This is a genomic window from Enterobacter sp. JBIWA005 (assembly GCF_019968805.1).
Taxonomy (GTDB): Bacteria; Pseudomonadota; Gammaproteobacteria; order Enterobacterales; family Enterobacteriaceae; genus Enterobacter; species Enterobacter vonholyi.
Genome location: NZ_CP074159.1, coordinates 2,407,916 through 2,422,837, shown reverse-complemented (window position 1 = coordinate 2,422,837; position 14,922 = coordinate 2,407,916). Strand labels below are relative to the sequence as shown.

Annotated in this window: 13 protein-coding genes and 1 pseudogene; 12 read left to right on the top strand and 2 right to left on the bottom strand. The window is 56.9% G+C overall.

Translation table 11 applies throughout. The features are described from left to right. Positions 1 to 74 precede the first annotated feature (74 nt). From KGP22_RS11465 to KGP22_RS11420, 10 genes and pseudogenes are all read left to right on the top strand, one after another. On the top strand, positions 75 to 1,076 hold the full coding sequence (locus KGP22_RS11465) for an LLM class flavin-dependent oxidoreductase (protein ID WP_223578930.1): 1,002 nt from the start codon (positions 75 to 77) through the stop codon (positions 1,074 to 1,076). Then, the gene (locus KGP22_RS11460) at positions 1,073 to 2,194 is read left to right on the top strand and encodes an amidohydrolase (RefSeq protein WP_223578927.1); all 1,122 of its coding nucleotides are present in this window, start codon (positions 1,073 to 1,075) and stop codon (positions 2,192 to 2,194) included. Before KGP22_RS11465 ends, KGP22_RS11460 begins: the two co-directional genes overlap by 4 nt. Positions 2,195 to 2,210: 16 nt before the next feature. Then, positions 2,211 to 4,473 (top strand): annotated as a pseudogene (locus tag KGP22_RS11455) (NtaA/DmoA family FMN-dependent monooxygenase). A gap of 9 nt (positions 4,474 to 4,482) precedes the next feature. Next, complete coding sequence (locus KGP22_RS11450) at positions 4,483 to 4,992, top strand: GNAT family N-acetyltransferase (protein WP_111963655.1); 510 nt, start codon at positions 4,483 to 4,485, stop codon at positions 4,990 to 4,992. A 9-nt stretch (positions 4,993 to 5,001) separates the two neighbouring features. Next, entirely contained in the window at positions 5,002 to 5,928 is a 927-nt protein-coding gene (locus tag KGP22_RS11445; protein WP_111963654.1) for an amino acid ABC transporter permease, read from the top strand. Further along, entirely contained in the window at positions 5,912 to 6,685 is a 774-nt protein-coding gene (locus KGP22_RS11440) for an amino acid ABC transporter ATP-binding protein (protein ID WP_223578924.1), read from the top strand. Before KGP22_RS11445 ends, KGP22_RS11440 begins: the two co-directional genes overlap by 17 nt. A gap of 9 nt (positions 6,686 to 6,694) precedes the next feature. Continuing rightward, positions 6,695 to 7,582, top strand: a complete 888-nt coding sequence (locus KGP22_RS11435) for a transporter substrate-binding domain-containing protein (protein ID WP_111963653.1) — start codon at positions 6,695 to 6,697, stop codon at positions 7,580 to 7,582. A gap of 41 nt (positions 7,583 to 7,623) precedes the next feature. Next, positions 7,624 to 8,241 (top strand): glutathione S-transferase family protein, encoded by a 618-nt coding sequence (locus tag KGP22_RS11430; RefSeq protein ID WP_223578921.1) that lies wholly within the window; start codon positions 7,624 to 7,626, stop codon positions 8,239 to 8,241. A gap of 37 nt (positions 8,242 to 8,278) precedes the next feature. Further along, the gene (gene pptA, locus KGP22_RS11425) at positions 8,279 to 8,509 is read left to right on the top strand and encodes a tautomerase PptA (protein WP_023311964.1); all 231 of its coding nucleotides are present in this window, start codon (positions 8,279 to 8,281) and stop codon (positions 8,507 to 8,509) included. A gap of 192 nt (positions 8,510 to 8,701) precedes the next feature. Then, positions 8,702 to 9,703, top strand: coding sequence for a Kdo(2)-lipid IV(A) acyltransferase (locus tag KGP22_RS11420; RefSeq protein WP_223578918.1), 1,002 nt, complete (start codon positions 8,702 to 8,704; stop codon positions 9,701 to 9,703). A 44-nt stretch (positions 9,704 to 9,747) separates the two neighbouring features. On the opposite strand, the gene KGP22_RS11415 is transcribed toward KGP22_RS11420, so the two are convergent. Together KGP22_RS11415 and KGP22_RS11410 are read right to left on the bottom strand one after the other, a co-directional pair. Further along, positions 9,748 to 11,433 carry an NAD-dependent malic enzyme gene (locus tag KGP22_RS11415; protein WP_111963650.1) on the bottom strand — a complete coding sequence of 562 codons (1,686 nt, stop codon included), beginning with the start codon at positions 11,431 to 11,433 and terminating at the stop codon, positions 9,748 to 9,750. A gap of 32 nt (positions 11,434 to 11,465) precedes the next feature. Next, positions 11,466 to 12,413 (bottom strand): AEC family transporter, encoded by a 948-nt coding sequence (locus KGP22_RS11410; RefSeq protein ID WP_111963649.1) that lies wholly within the window; start codon positions 12,411 to 12,413, stop codon positions 11,466 to 11,468. Positions 12,414 to 12,819: 406 nt separating this feature from the next. On the opposite strand from KGP22_RS11410, the gene KGP22_RS11405 reads away from it, so the two are divergent. Both KGP22_RS11405 and KGP22_RS11400 read left to right on the top strand, forming a co-directional pair. After that, positions 12,820 to 14,151 carry a 2-hydroxycarboxylate transporter family protein gene (locus KGP22_RS11405; RefSeq protein WP_149366982.1) on the top strand — a complete coding sequence of 444 codons (1,332 nt, stop codon included), beginning with the start codon at positions 12,820 to 12,822 and terminating at the stop codon, positions 14,149 to 14,151. Between the two features lie 121 nt (positions 14,152 to 14,272). Continuing rightward, a complete protein-coding gene (locus KGP22_RS11400; RefSeq protein ID WP_223578915.1) occupies positions 14,273 to 14,908 on the top strand; it encodes a helix-turn-helix domain-containing protein in 636 nt (211 codons plus the stop codon). Positions 14,909 to 14,922: the final 14 nt, after the last annotated feature.

Genomic DNA, 14,922 nt, shown 5'->3' with positions numbered 1-14,922 from the left:
GTAAATTAATTGTTTCTCAGTGGTGAAATGCGCCTTTAATAATGTCGACATGTTAAGTCAAACGAGAACGCAACATGTCATGGCGAATCAGCATTCTGGATAAAAGCCCCATCGCTGAAAACGAAACGGCTGCCGATGCGCTGGCGCGTAGCCTGGCGCTGGCGCAGCAGGCAGAAAATCTGAGCTATCACCGCTTCTGGATTGCCGAACACCACAACACCCCACAGCTTGCCAGCCCTTCGCCGGAGCTGCTGATTGCCTGGATCCTCGGGCAGACCACGCGCATTCGCGTTGGCTCTGGCGGCGTGATGCTACAGCACTACAGCCCTTATAAAGTCGCCGAGAATTTCAACGTGCTGGCCGCGCTGGCGCCCGGCCGTGTGGATCTCGGAGTCGGGAAAGCCCCCGGCGGATTACCGCTCTCAACCCGCGCGCTGCAGCAGGGCCTGAATCAACAGGAAAAGGGCAGCTTTGCAGAACAGCTGGCCCAGCTCGATCGCTGGATCCGTCCTGAGCATCAGTCAAATGAAGAGGCCGTCCGCGCCACGCCGCTGCCGCCGTCGCCTGCTGAGGGTTTCCTGCTGGGCGCGAGTATCGATAGCGCGCTGCTGGCCGCCGGGCTCGACTGGAACTTTGTGTTTGCCGCGCACCTGAACGGCGATCCGGACCTGCTGCGCGAGGTGGTATCGACCTGGCGTAAGCACAGCGCGCGGGACGTGATTGTGGCGGTACAGGCGATCGTCGCGCCAACGCAGGCCGAGGCAGACGCGCTGGCGCAGAAGGTCGAAGTGTGGGGCGTTGAGCTGGCAAACGGACAGCGCGTCACCGTGGCCAGCGAAGAGCAGGCCTACGCGTTTGCGCGGCAGGCGGGCAGCGAGCCGGTGCGCATCGCACGTCGCGCGCAGTCGCTGCTGGCGGGCACCGCTGAGTCGGTAGTGGAACAGCTCAACGCGCTGCATCAGCAGTGGGGTATTGACGAATTTATCATCGACACGCCGGTGGCGGAGGGAGCAACGCGCGTCGCGTCGCTGCGTCTGCTGGCCGAGGCGCGTCTTAACAAGGAGGTCACCGTATGAGCTTTGGCGAACAGCTGATTGCCTGGCGTCGCGAACTGCACCAGAACCCGGAGCTGTCCGGCCAGGAAGTGGAGACCACAACGCGCCTGCGCCAGTGGCTGACGAATGCCGGGATTACCCCGCAGCCTTACGATCTGTCTACCGGACTGGTGGCGGAAATCGGGACGGGCAGCAGGCTGGTTGCGCTGCGGGCAGATATCGACGCGCTGCCGATCGAGGAGCGCAGCGGCGTGCCGTTTAGCTCGCAGCGTGCAGGGGTGATGCACGCCTGCGGACACGATATCCACACCAGCGTCATCCTCGGCGCCGCGTTAAAGCTGAAAGAGCGGGAAGCCTCGCTAAACGGCCGGGTGCGGATCCTGTTTCAGCCTGCCGAAGAGAACTTTGGCGGTGCGAAGAGCATGGTGCGCGCCGGTGCCCTGCGCGATGTCAGCGCAATCTTCGGCATGCACAACGAGCCCGGCCTGCCGGTCGGTGAGTTCGCCACGCGCGGCGGGCCGTTCTATGCCAACGTCGACCGCTTTGTGATCCGCATTACCGGTAAAGGCGCGCACGCCGCGCGTCCTCACGAAGGCAACGACGCCATTGTGCTGGCAAGCCAGCTGGTGACTGCGCTGCAAAGCGTCGCCAGCCGCAACGTCAACACGCTGGATTCGGTGGTGCTGAGCGTGACCCGCATCGCGGGCGGTAACACCTGGAACGTGCTGCCGGAAAGCGTCGAGCTGGAAGGCACGCTGCGCACCCATCGCACGGAAGTGCAGCAGAATGTGAAAGCCCGCGTGGGTGAAATCGCCGCCGGGTTTGCCAGCGCCTTTAGCGCGCAGATTGATATCACCTGGTATGCCGGGCCCACCGCGCTGGTGAACGATGAGCGCTGGGCTGATTTTGCCACCTCGGTCGCGCGTGAGGCCGGATATGAAACCCGGCACGCGGAACTGCATATGGGCGGGGAAGATTTTGCGGTCTATTTGCAGTCAGTTCCCGGCGCGTTTGTCAGCATTGGCAGCAACAGCCCGTTTGGTTTACATCACCCGGCCTTCAACCCGGATGAAGCGCTGATTGAGCCCGCTGCCCGCTATTTTGCACAGCTTGCGGAAAAAGCCCTGCAACACATTTAATTCAGGAGAGGTAAATATGTCTGCAACCCGACAACTGCGGCTGGGCACCATTCTGCATGGTGCATCCGGAAATATGTCCGCGTGGCGCCATCCTGCGGCGATCGCCGACGCCAGTATTAATTTCGACTTCGTGAAAGCGACGGCGTTAAAGGCCGAGGAAGGTAAGCTCGATTTTCTCTTTGTGGCCGATGGTCTCTATATTAACGAGAAATCGATCCCTCATTTTCTGAATCGTTTTGAACCGTTAACCGTGCTTTCCGCACTGGCCAGCATCACCTCGCGCCTGGGACTGGTGGGAACCTTATCCACCTCCTACAGCGAGCCCTTTACCACGGCGCGCCAGTTTGCCAGCCTCGATCACCTCAGCAACGGCCGCGCGGGCTGGAACGTGGTGACCTCGCCGCTGGAAGGGTCGGCGAAGAACTTTTCCCGCGAAAAACACCCCGAACACGCGCTGCGCTATCGCATTGCCGATGAGTATCTTGACGTGGTGAAAGGGCTGTGGGATTCCTGGGAAGGCGACGCGTTTATCCGCAACAAAGAGAGCGGTCAATTTTTTGACCCGGCCAAACTGCATACGCTCGATCACCACGGTGACTTCTTCCAGGTCGCCGGTCCGCTGAATATTGGCCGCACGCCGCAGGGTCGCCCGATTGTCTTTCAGGCCGGGGCGTCGGACGATGGGAAAAAACTGGCGGCGAAACATGCCGACGCCATTTTCACCCACCACGAGACCTTCGACGAGGCAAAAGCCTTTTATCAGGACGTAAAACAGCAGCTGGAAACAAACGGTCGCCGCGCCTCGGATCTCCATATTTTCCAGGGCGTCAGCGTGATTGTGGGTAAAGACGCCGATGACGTGGAAAATCAGTACCAGACCACGGCGGCGCTGGTGTCGATTAACGACGCCCTCAATTACCTCGGACGCTATTTTGAACATCACGATTTCAGCCAGTATCCGCTCGACGAGCCGTTCCCGGATATCGGCGACTTAGGCAAAAACAGCTTCCGCAGCACCACCGATGAAATTAAGCGTAACGCCCGAGAGCGCAACTTAACCCTGCGTCAGGTGGCCCTTGAGGCCGCTTCGCCGCGTCCGCGCTTTTCCGGTACGCCGGAAGAGGTAGCCGATGGTCTGCAGGCCTGGTTCGAAGGCTATGCCGCTGACGGCTTCATCATTCAGGGCGGCACGCCGGACACCTTCCCGCGCTTTGTTGACCAGGTAGTACCTGTTCTGCAGGCCCGCGGCCTGTTCCGTACCGACTACCCGGGCACCACGCTGCGCGAAAGCCTTGGCTTAGACCAACCGAAAAACCAGTACACACAACAATAAAGAGAACCCCGCTATGCAGAAATCATCGCTTATTCTGGCGCTCGCGCTGGCCTTTACCCCTGCCGTCTGGGCAGAGAACGTCAATATTAACGGCACCGGCGTGAGCATTGAGGCCAATAAAACGCCGATTAATACCGCCAAAAACAATGATGCGGTGGCACAGTTGCCGAAAGACTATCGCTTTGCCGTGCCGGGGAAATTTACCGTGGCGGTGGCGGGCCTCAATCAACCGCCGCTGACGGTTTTCTCCGACGACAACAAAACGCTGCTGGGAAGCGAGGTTGACGTCGCCCGTCTGGTCGCCGACAGCCTGGGGCTGGAGCTGAACGTGGTGCCAACCTCCTGGGAAGACTGGCCCCTGGGCGTGGCGTCCGGGAAATACGATGCGGCCATCAGCAACATCACCGTTACCAAAGAGCGTAAAGAGAAGTTTGATTTCGCCACCTACCGGAAGGACTCCCTCGGCTTTTATGTGAAATCCACCAGCCCGATTACGTCGCTGCAGAAGGCGGAAGACATTGCCGGGCTGCGGATTATCGTCGGCTCCGGCACCAATCAGGAGGCCATCCTGCTGGCATGGAATGCTGAAAATCTGAAGAAAGGACTGAAGCCCTTTACCCCGATCTATACCAAAGACGATGCCGCCCAAACCCTGGCGCTGCAGTCCGGGCGCGCGGATGCCTACTTTGGTCCGAACGTGATTGGCGCATGGAAAGCGGCGCTGAACGGGAAAACCAAACTGGTGGGTAGCGTCGACGGCGGCTGGCCGAAGGCGGCGCACATCGCGGTGACGCTGAAGAAAGGCAGCGGGCTGGTTGAGCCGGTGCAAACCGCGCTGAATGGCGTCATCAAAAACGGCGATTACGACAAAGTGCTGAACCGCTGGGGTGAAGGGGTTGAGCGCATTCCTCAGTCAGAAGTGAACCCGGCAGGCCTGGGTGATTAAGGAGGCGTGATGAGCGAACGATTTCGTGATGTTTCACCGGAAGATGCCGAGCTTCAGCCCATTATCGAGGGGCTGTTCGGGGAATATGCGGCCCGATACGGGGACTACTTCTCCAAAGATGCGGAAATTGAGCTCACCGAGTGGTATTTAGCGCCGCAGGGGCTGTTTATCGTGCTGGAGCGCGACGGGAAGATTATTGCCACCGGCGCGTACAAACCGTTCGACGAACGCACCGCAGAAATCAAACGCATCTGGACGGACAAAACCCTGCGTCAGCAGGGGCTTGCCGGGCGCGTGGTGCAGGAGCTTGAGCGCAGGGCGGTGCTGGCAGGGTACAGTCAGATCTACCTGACAACCGGCTTTCGCCAGCCGGAAGCGGTCAGGCTCTATCTCAGCCAGGGCTATCAGGCGCAGTTCGATCTGAACCGCGATCCGGAAGAGTACAGCCAGCCGCCGTTTGACGGTCGGCTGCGATTCACGAAAACGCTGGTACGCGAAGCGTTCAGTAAAACCGCATGAGGAACGACGATGAGCAACGTTGAAACCATTAAGGTGGTCCCGGCGCGTTATCCGCTGCGGGCCGTCGGCGCCGCGGTGGCGCTGTTTGTCCTGGCGGTCGTGATTCAGTCAGTCGCCTTTAACCCGCGCTGGGAGTGGGCGGTGTTCGCCCGCTGGTTCTTCGACCCGGTGATCCTCGAAGGCGTCGGGCAGACCCTGCTGCTGACGCTGATCGGTACCGCGCTGAGCGTGGTGTTTGGCGGCATGCTGGCCCTGGCGAGACTCTCTTCTTCCTGGCTGCTGAGCAGCCTGGCGTGGGCCTACATCTGGCTGTTTCGCTCGCTGCCGCTGATCGTCGTACTGATTATCCTGTACAACTTTTCCTATCTCTACGACACGCTCTCGCTCGGCGTGCCGTTCACCGGCATCACCTGGGGCAGCTTTGAAACCATCAACGTGCTGGGGCAGTTCTCTACCGCCGTGGTGGGGTTAACCCTGGTGCAGAGCGCCTATACCGCCGAGATCATTCGCGGCGGATTCCTCGGGGTCGATCACGGGCAGTATGAGGCCGCCGCCGCGCTCGGCCTGCCGGCCTGGCGCCGTACGGTCCGCATTATTTTGCCTCAGGCGCTGCGCACTATTCTGCCGTCGGGCTTCAATGAAATCATCAGCCTCGCCAAGGGCACGGCGATGGTGTACGTCCTGGCGATGCCGGAACTGTTCTATACCATCCAGATGATCTACAACCGCACGCAGGAGGTGATCCCGCTGCTGATGGTCGGTGCCGCGTGGTACCTGGCGATCACCACCGTCCTGTCCGCTATCCAGTACGGTGTTGAACGCGCGCTTGCCCGCAGCGAACGCCGCTCTGCGGTTAATCAGAATCGTGCCGCTCGTCGTACCCGTTCCGTCACCACCACGACAGCACAGGAGCCTATCCATGCAAGCCTCTCCTGAAGGACATATCTCCATTACCGGCGTCAGCAAGTATTTTGGACGCCATAAGGCGCTCGACAACGTTTCGCTTGAGATCCCGCCCGGTTCCGTGACGGTTATTCTCGGGCCGTCCGGGTCGGGCAAATCGACGCTGCTGCGCACCATTAACCATCTGGAGCGCGTCGACGAAGGCTTTATTCAGATTGACGGGGACTACATTGGCTACCGTCGTCAGGGCGACAAGCTCTACGAGCTGAAGGAGAAAGAGATCCTCAAACAGCGCGTCAACGTGGGCTACGTTTTTCAGAACTTCAACCTCTTTCCGCACCTCACGGTGCTGGAAAACCTGATTGAGGCGCCCGTCGCGCATAAAAAGCTCAGCAAAAAAGAGGCGGTGGAAAGAGCGTACAGCCTGCTGGATGTGGTCGGACTGCGGGATAAAGCCGATGCCTGGTCCCGGCATCTTTCCGGCGGGCAACAGCAGCGTATTGCCATTGCCCGCGCGCTGGCGTTACGTCCACGCGTGATGCTGTTTGATGAACCCACCTCGGCGCTGGATCCGGAGCTGGTGGGGGAAGTGCTTGACGTTATCAAAAAACTGGCCCGCTCCGGCACTACGCTGGTGGTGGTCACTCACGAGATCGGCTTTGCCCGGGAAGTGGCGGATCAGGTGGTGTTTATGGTCGACGGAAAAATTGTCGAGCAGGGCAGCAGTGACGAGGTGTTAAACCGTCCGTCACACGCGCGAACGCGCCAGTTCTTGTCAAAAGTGCTGTAAGGAGCGCAGATGAAATACGGACTTCTGGCGGGGCTACTTTTTACGACGGCGAGCCACGCCAGCATCGATCTGAAAGCCAACGAGCAGCCGCTGCCGGTGACGGTGGATCGGCAGGCCGTGGCGAAGATCCCCGCCGGTTATAAATTCGTTGAGCCGGGTACGCTGACGGTCGCCGTCTCGATGCTGAACTCCCCGCCGCTGGCGCTGCTGGCCAGCGATAACCGCACGCGGATTGGCAGCGACCCGGATATCGCCCGCCTGCTGGCGGGCAGCCTGGGGCTGAAGCTAAAGCTGGTGCCGACGGCGTGGGAAGACTGGCCGCTGGGGATCGCTTCCGGGCGCTACGACGTGGCGCTGGTGAACATTGCGGTGACCGAACAGCGTAAAGAGAAGTTTGATTTTGCGACCTATCGCGTCGATTCGCTGGCGTTTTCAGTGAAATCCACCAGCGATATTCAGTCAATCAAAAGCGCGGCAGATCTGGCCGGGAAAAGGGTGATTGTTGGCTCTGGCACCAATCAGGAGCGCATCCTGCTGGGCTGGAACGAAGAGAACAAAAAGGCGGGGCGGGCGCCCGCGCTGCCGGTCTATCTCCACGACGATGCCTCGGGCAATCTCTATATCCAGTCCGGCAGGGCAGATGTGTTCTTTGGCCCTCAGTCGGTTTCATCCTGGAAAGCCGCGCTCACCGGCAAAACCCGCGTCGTGGGGTTAGGGCCGAAGAAGGCGTTTGTTGCCACGACCACTAAAAAGGGCAATGAGCTGGTTTACGCGCTGCAGGCCGCGCTGGACGGCGCGATTAAGCGCGGAGAGTACCAGAAGGTGCTGGCGCGCTGGGGCGAGCAGGGCGAAGCGGTGGCGCAATCGGAGGTCAACCCGCCTGGGATAACCTACTAAGGGTACTCTACACTTAGGGTTTTCATTCCCGAGGGGGCAACATGATTAAACTCTATGGCGTACCCGGCTGGGGCTCGGCGATCGGTGAAGTGATGCTGACCCTGGCTGATATCCCTTATCAATTTATCAACGTTGACGGGTTTGACCAGCCCGGTCCGCAGCGTGAATTACTGCAAAAGCTCAACCCGCTGTGTCAGGTACGTACGCTGGAGCTGGAAAATGGCGCCATCATGACCGAAACGGCGGCGATTGCCCTGATGGTGCTCGACAGATGTCCCGATCTCGCGCCGCCCGTGGGGCAGGCCGAACGCCAGCAGTTTCAGCGTTTGCTCATCTGGTTTGTGGCCAACGTCTACCCCACGTTTACGTATGCGGACTATCCCGAACGCTGGGTGCCGGATGCGCCCGAACAGCTGCAGAAAAACTGCATCGAATACCGGAAGTCCCTCTATTTGTGGTTCGAAAGCCAGCTCAAGGCTGCCCCGTTCGCGCTGGGGGAAAGGCTGACGCTGCTGGATGTTTATATTGCGGTGGCGCGCACCTGGGGGCCTCGTCACGCCTGGTTTGCCGAGAACACCCCTAAATTCACGGCGATTGCGGACACCGTATGTCAGCTGCCGGAACTGCACAAGGTGTTAAAGGCAAATAATATTATCTGATAACGTAGAACCCACATTCACAACCGGAAGCCTGCACATGCCACACGTAGATATCAAATGTTTTCCCCGTGATTTGAACGACGAACAAAAAGCTGCCCTGGCCGAGGATATTGCTGAGGTCATTATTCGCCATTTCAACAGCAAAGACAGTTCCGTGTCCGTTGCGTTGAATCAGGTGAACCAGGAGGACTGGAAGGCGCAGGTCTGGGATACCGAAATAGGACCGAAGCTGGACGAACTAATCAAAAAGCCAGGCTATTCAATGTAAGCGCAACTGCCGGGGGGAAACTCTCTCCCCGGTTTTTCCCCTCTCATCTTCCCGCTTTTTCGCAAAAATCGATAAAAATGCGTTTTGTCTTATCCGTTACACTTTACGTTTCTGGCTGACATTTCATACATCCTTAGGAAAGATCTCCAACAGAATCAATTAAGGACAGACACGTTAAAGGATAATTTTCTGATGACAAAATTACCCCGTTTTTCACTCGCCTTTCTTCATCCCCGTTACTGGCTAAGCTGGGCCGGCATTGCGGCACTGTGGCTCATCATGCTGCTCCCTTATCCGCTTCTGTTCAGAATCGGTAATGGCCTGGGTAGACTGGCGATGCGCCTGCTTCCGCGCCGCGTCGAGATTGCACGCCGCAACCTGGAGCTCTGTTTCCCGGAGATGAAAAAGGCGGAGAGAGAGTCATTGCTGCAGCGTAATTTTGAATCGGTAGGAATGGGGGTAATCGAAACCGGGATGGCGTGGTTCTGGCCTGCATGGCGAGTGCGGAAATGCTTTACCGTGACGGGTTATGAGCATATGGAGAAAGCCAGAGCGCAAGGAAAGGGCGTGGTGCTGGTGGGAATGCATTTTCTGACGCTTGAGCTGGGCGCGCGGATATTCGGCATGCTTAACCCCGGTATCGGGGTTTATCGTCCTAATAATAATGCCCTGCTGGACTGGCTTCAGACGCGCGGGCGCCTGCGCTCCAACAAAACCATGCTCGATCGCCATGATTTAAAGGGAATGATCCGTTCGCTGAAGCAGAATGAAATTTTGTGGTACGCCCCGGACCACGACTATGGCAAAACCAACAGCGTGTTTGTGCCGTTCTTCGCGGTGCCGGATGCCGCGACGACGGCGGGCAGCTATATGCTGGTCAAAAGCGCTAACCCTGCCGTCATACCCTTTGTGCCGCGGCGCAGGGCGGATGGCACCGGTTACGAGCTGATCATTCTGGAAGATATCAGTGAGGCGTTGCAGGGCGGCGATAAAGAAGCCGTGGCGACGCAGATGAACAAGGCAATTGAGCAGGCCGTACGCATGGCGCCTGAACAATATATGTGGCTGCACCGTCGCTTCAAAACGCGACCTGAAGGTGTACCTGACCGTTATGCTCGCCAGAAACAGGCGGCAACACGGGGTGATATTCTCTCCGCCAGCGAATTTTCTGACCGCTCAGGCGTACAGCACTAAACCCTCAGCAATGCCCTCACCCTGCGGTGAGGGCATGACCGTCGCTACAGCGCAGACCTGCGATACGGCGCATAGTCCGCCTGCCACCAGGTTTTTTCGATGCGCGCCATCAGGGTTTCATCATCTAAAGACGGCGCCACGCCTTGTTCAATGGCGGCCCGGGCAACGGCGACGGCAATCTGGCGTGAAACCGTTTCAATCTGATCTACCGGCGGCAGCAGTCCGCCTCTTTCCGTGGTCACCAGCGGAGACTGTGCGGCCAGGCTGCGGCTTGCTGCCATCAGCATCTCTTCCGTCACCCGGCGCGCGTTGCAGGCCAGCACGCCAAGCCCCAGACCAGGGAAAATATAGGCGTTGTTACACTGGGCGATCTCGTAGTGCGCATTCTCCCAGAACACCGGAGCGAACGGGCTGCCGGTGGCCACCAGCGCGGCACCCTGTGTCCAGGCGATAAGATCCTGCGGCTGGGCTTCCGCCCGCGAGGTCGGGTTCGAGAGCGGCATGATGATGGGGCGCGGACAATGGCGATGCATCTCTTTGACGATCTCTTCGCTGAACAGCCCAGGCTGGCCTGAAACGCCGATCATCACCGTGGGATGCGCGTTCTTCACCACGTCCAGAAGGGAAATATTCTTCGCGTCCACCTGCCAGCTGCAAACGGCATCGCGCGCGGTAAGCAGGTTTTTCTGGAAATCGAGCAGGTTTGTCATGTCGTCGGTCAGCAGGCCGAAGCGATCGACCATAAAGATCCGGCTGCGGGCTTCGGACTCGGTCAGGCCGTCGTCCACCATCAGCGCCACAATTTTTTCAGCGATCCCGCACCCGGCAGAGCCGCTGCCCAAAAAGACCACGCGCTGATCGCGAATGCGCGTACCCGCGGCATGGGCCGCAGCCATCAGCGTACCGGCGGTGACGGCTGCCGTGCCCTGGATGTCATCATTGAAACAGCACAGCTGGTCGCGGTAGCGCTGGAGAAGTCGCGTGGCGTTTTTCTGCGCAAAGTCTTCAAACTGCAGGAGAACGTTGGGCCAGCGCGCTTTAACGGTGCTGACAAACATATCCATAAACTCAGCGTACTGGTCGTCGCTGATGCGCGGGTGGCGCCAGCCCATGTACATCGGGTCGTCGAGGTGTTGCTGATTATTGGTGCCGACATCCAGCATAATCGGGAGGGTGGAGGCCGGGTGGATCCCTCCGCAGGCGGTATAAAGCGACAGCTTGCCAATTGGAATGCCCATCCCGCCGATACCCTGATCGCCAAGCCCTAAAATACGTTCCCCGTCCGTCACCACAATCACGCGAACGTCGTTGCGCGAAAAGCTTTGCAGCATCTCATCAATACGATGGCGGTTAGGCCATGAAATAAACAGGCCGCGCGCGCGTCGATAAATCGTGGAGAAATGCTCGCAGGCTTCACCGACCGTCGGGGTATAGATAATCGGTAACGTCTCTTTCAGATGCGAACGCAAGAGGTTATAAAAGAGAGTTTCATTGGTGTCCTGAATATTTCGCAGGTAAACATGACGCGAAATATCGCTTTTAAAATGGCAGAACTGCACCCAGGCGCGCTCGGTTTGCTCTTCAATGGTTTCAACGTTATGCGGCAATAACCCATGCAGATTAAAATTATCACGCTCTTCTTTAATAAATGCGAGCCCTTTATTTAGTAGCGGGTTTTCCAGCAATACGGCACCGTTATAGGGGGTGTACAGAACTTCTTTCCGGGACATGGTTAACTCCTGAATTTTTTTAATAAAACAGATTAAGAGATTAAATAAATCATGATGCCTTCGGTCACGACCCCGATGGCAGTGCCAATTAATATGGAAGAGGATGCGGTATCAATATAGGTATCGCTGCGCAACGCAAACATCCCCGCCGCAATCGCGGAAGGTGTTGCGCCAATAATTACTACCTGCTGTAGTAAGGTATGGCTCAGGCCAAAGGCGAGTCCGGCGGCGGCCATCATTGCTGGCTGAATTAAGTTTTTAATACTGATATTGGTAAATGTCTGCACATTCAGTTTTGGACGTTCGCCGTAAAACAGCAGGCCGAGGGCAAACAGGGACAGTCCGCCTGAAACCTTACCAACCATCTCAATAGGCATGCTGAGAATGGCAGGGATTTGCACGCCGGCCAGGCTGAGCAATACGCCGGAAACCGGGATCCAGACGATAGGGTTGCGTGCCGCTTTGATGAGGTTTTGCACGATCATCGCGCCCGGATGCAGCGCCTCCAGGCCAGCATGACCGCTTTTATCACCCATACGAATCAGGACGATAGTCAGGGGGATCATGATAACGCTGGTAATAATATTGCCGATCAGCACGCCGATAAATCCTTCCGGCCCAATCAATACCGCCAGAACCGGTGCGCCAAAGTAGGCCATATCAGGAAAGGCGCAAACCAGAGACTGAATGGCGCTGGTTTTGATATCGTGGCGAAAAACGTAGCGTGAAATAAATAAGGTCAGCAAATACGACCCCATTAAACCGACCACCAAAACGGCCATAAAGGTCAGGTTCTTAATTTTATTGGGATCGGTATGCAATGCACCAATAAAAAGATGAAAAGGAAGGGCGAAACGAATCACCACGGTTGCCATGACGTTTGCATCTTCACGCCGGGAATATCCCAACTTTCCACTTAGCCATCCAAGTAACATAATAAAGACGAGTGGAAACAGTGACTGTAAAAGTAATGAAGGCATAGTATTTCCTGTAGGGTATTTTATGTGTTTTATTGCAGCGCTAATCTATCGCTTAGATAGCAGCACAGGAGTGACATGGGTCACACTCTTTCTGGTTTTATTAATTTCAAAAAGGTTGCATTAGTTGAATAACTAATACTTTCGTCAAATATTGATAAGGCGCAATAAAGCGATGCTGGTCACCATAAATAACTTTAGTTACTTAATAATGAATTAAGTTATTTAAAGTCAAAGGGCCGTATTGTTCACATTTCTCCTGGCAGACTCGTGATAATTTCATATTGAGCCTGGTTTAAGAAAAGGCCATCTAAGTCTTTATTTATATTTAAGAACTTTTATTCGTATCAGGAATAGCTCCAGTTTATTCCTTTCTCTGTATATCCGAACACAATTTTCAGGTGATTATATGAAAGATAATCCTGTACCGACTTCTGAGCTGTCTACCTCGCGTTTTGCCTTTGGGCTCAACAATACCGAGGTGGGCACGGTCCCGTTGATGCTGTTCGTCGGGATTGCTGCCATTGTGGCGACGTCCGCCTGGGCAGGGCTGTTGCCGAAAAATATGATCGGTGGCCTCGCGGTCATCATGACCCTCGGTTTCGCGTTTGCCAAAGTGGGGCGTCAAATCCCGGTACTGAAAGATATCGGCGGCCCGGCGATCCTGTGCCTGATGGTCCCCTCCGTGCTGGTCTATTTTGGCGTATTCGGGAAACATACCCTTGATACCGTGCATCTGCTGATGAAAGAGGCGAATCTGCTCTATTTCGTCATCGCCTGCCTGGTAGTCGGCAGCATTCTGGGGATGAATCGGGTGCTGCTGATCCAGGGGATGATGCGCATGTTTGTTCCGCTGGTGGCGGGAACATGCATGGCCGTGCTGAGCGGCCTCATTGTGGGCTCACTGTTTGGTTATACGCCTTACCACACCTTCTTCTTCATCATTGTGCCCATCATTGGCGGCGGGATCGGCGAGGGGATTTTGCCGCTGTCCCTGGCCTATTCGGCAATACTGGGGCAGACGCCGGACGTCTTCGTTGCGCAGCTTGCACCCGCTGCGGTCGTTGGGAATATCTTCGCCATTATTTGTGCGGGCTCGCTGGCGCGACTCGGCGCGAAACGTCCTGCGCTTTCGGGAAATGGCATGCTCACGCGGAGTAAAGACGACGCCAGCCTGTTTGCCGGGGCGCAAAGCACGCAGCAGACGGATTTTCATCTGATGGGCGGCGGGTTACTGATGGTGTGCGCGTTTTTCATCGTCGGCGGACTGTTTGAAAAACTGGTGCACATTCCCGGCCCGGTGCTGATGATCCTGGTTGCCGTTCTGTGTAAATACTTCAGGGTGATCCCGGCCTCAATGGAGCAGGGCGCGCATAGCTGCTATAAATTCGTCTCGGCTGCGCTGGTCTGGCCGCTGATGATCGGCCTCGGGATGTTATACGTGCCGCTTGAGAGCGTGGTGTCGGTATTCTCGGTGGGATACGTTGTGGTATGCGGTTCAGTTGTGATTGCGATGGCGCTGAGCGGCTACGTTATTGCGTCGCGTCTGAATATGTATCCTGTGGAAGCGGCCATTGTGACCTGCTGCCACAGCGGGCTGGGCGGAACGGGGGACGTGGCCATTTTGTCCGCGTCTAACCGGATGTCGCTCATGCCGTTCGCGCAGATCGCCACCCGCATCGGCGGCGCGTCGACGGTGATTTTCGCCACGCTTCTGATGGGCTGGATTATGGCGCACTGATCAGAAAGCTCAGGATACTGAATCGCAACGATATTTTCTGGATGTCGCTGCGGTTCAGTCCTTTATAAATATCCCCGCGCTGTATAGAATTACCGCATCCACAGCGACGGGATATCACACCATGACCGGAAGAGTTGATTATCAGATTGAAAAATACCTCCTTACCGAAGCCGCCGAACCGGAGCGCCTGACGCGCCAGTGGGCGGAGGTGCTGGAGGAGTGTCGTGAGCAACAGTCCGGTGCAGAGGATCGTCTGCGTCTCGCGCTGCTTAATGTGGATTATGTCACCAGCTTCGAGCTGCCGTTCAGGCTGCTCCTCACCCGCGCGCCCCAGCTGATTGACGCTGTCAGAAAAGAGCTTCAGCTCAGTCAGAAAAATGTTCTGTTTAACGGCAAGCGCTTTGGCTGCGTCTATAGCCTTAAAAGGGATCTGGACGGCATACCTGACGAGTTTACCTATCAGCTGAAAACGCGTATCCATCGCAGTGACGCAACAGGATGTAACGAACTGCCTTACCGGCAAATTGCCCAGCAGGTTAAAGCCCCAAAGGAACGCCTCAAGCTGGCGCTGGAAAACGGGCTGTCTGTAACCGCGCTCGACGGGCTTTTCTGGTTTGGCATTCAGCGCATCGCGGCCGATGTGCAGAGGTTAAGGAAAATGGGCGTGAGAATTGTGACTTCGGAGACTGAGGTCTTTGATACGCTTACGAAGACCAGCCGGCGAATCCCGGCTTATAGTCTTGCTCGCCCGGAATGAGTTTCAGTCTCTGA

Bases quoted from the DNA above. Each gene is read 5' to 3' on its own strand.
- KGP22_RS11465 (WP_223578930.1), top strand. From the start codon at position 75: ATGTCATGGCGAATCAGCATTCTGGATAAAAGCCCCATCGCTGAAAAC.
- KGP22_RS11460 (WP_223578927.1), top strand. From the start codon at position 1,073: ATGAGCTTTGGCGAACAGCTGATTGCCTGGCGTCGCGAACTGCACCAG.
- KGP22_RS11450 (WP_111963655.1), top strand. From the start codon at position 4,483: ATGAGCGAACGATTTCGTGATGTTTCACCGGAAGATGCCGAGCTTCAG.
- KGP22_RS11445 (WP_111963654.1), top strand. From the start codon at position 5,002: ATGAGCAACGTTGAAACCATTAAGGTGGTCCCGGCGCGTTATCCGCTG.
- KGP22_RS11440 (WP_223578924.1), top strand. From the start codon at position 5,912: ATGCAAGCCTCTCCTGAAGGACATATCTCCATTACCGGCGTCAGCAAG.
- KGP22_RS11435 (WP_111963653.1), top strand. From the start codon at position 6,695: ATGAAATACGGACTTCTGGCGGGGCTACTTTTTACGACGGCGAGCCAC.
- KGP22_RS11430 (WP_223578921.1), top strand. From the start codon at position 7,624: ATGATTAAACTCTATGGCGTACCCGGCTGGGGCTCGGCGATCGGTGAA.
- pptA (WP_023311964.1), top strand. From the start codon at position 8,279: ATGCCACACGTAGATATCAAATGTTTTCCCCGTGATTTGAACGACGAA.
- KGP22_RS11420 (WP_223578918.1), top strand. From the start codon at position 8,702: ATGACAAAATTACCCCGTTTTTCACTCGCCTTTCTTCATCCCCGTTAC.
- KGP22_RS11415 (WP_111963650.1), bottom strand. From the start codon at position 11,433: ATGTCCCGGAAAGAAGTTCTGTACACCCCCTATAACGGTGCCGTATTG.
- KGP22_RS11410 (WP_111963649.1), bottom strand. From the start codon at position 12,413: ATGCCTTCATTACTTTTACAGTCACTGTTTCCACTCGTCTTTATTATG.
- KGP22_RS11405 (WP_149366982.1), top strand. From the start codon at position 12,820: ATGAAAGATAATCCTGTACCGACTTCTGAGCTGTCTACCTCGCGTTTT.
- KGP22_RS11400 (WP_223578915.1), top strand. From the start codon at position 14,273: ATGACCGGAAGAGTTGATTATCAGATTGAAAAATACCTCCTTACCGAA.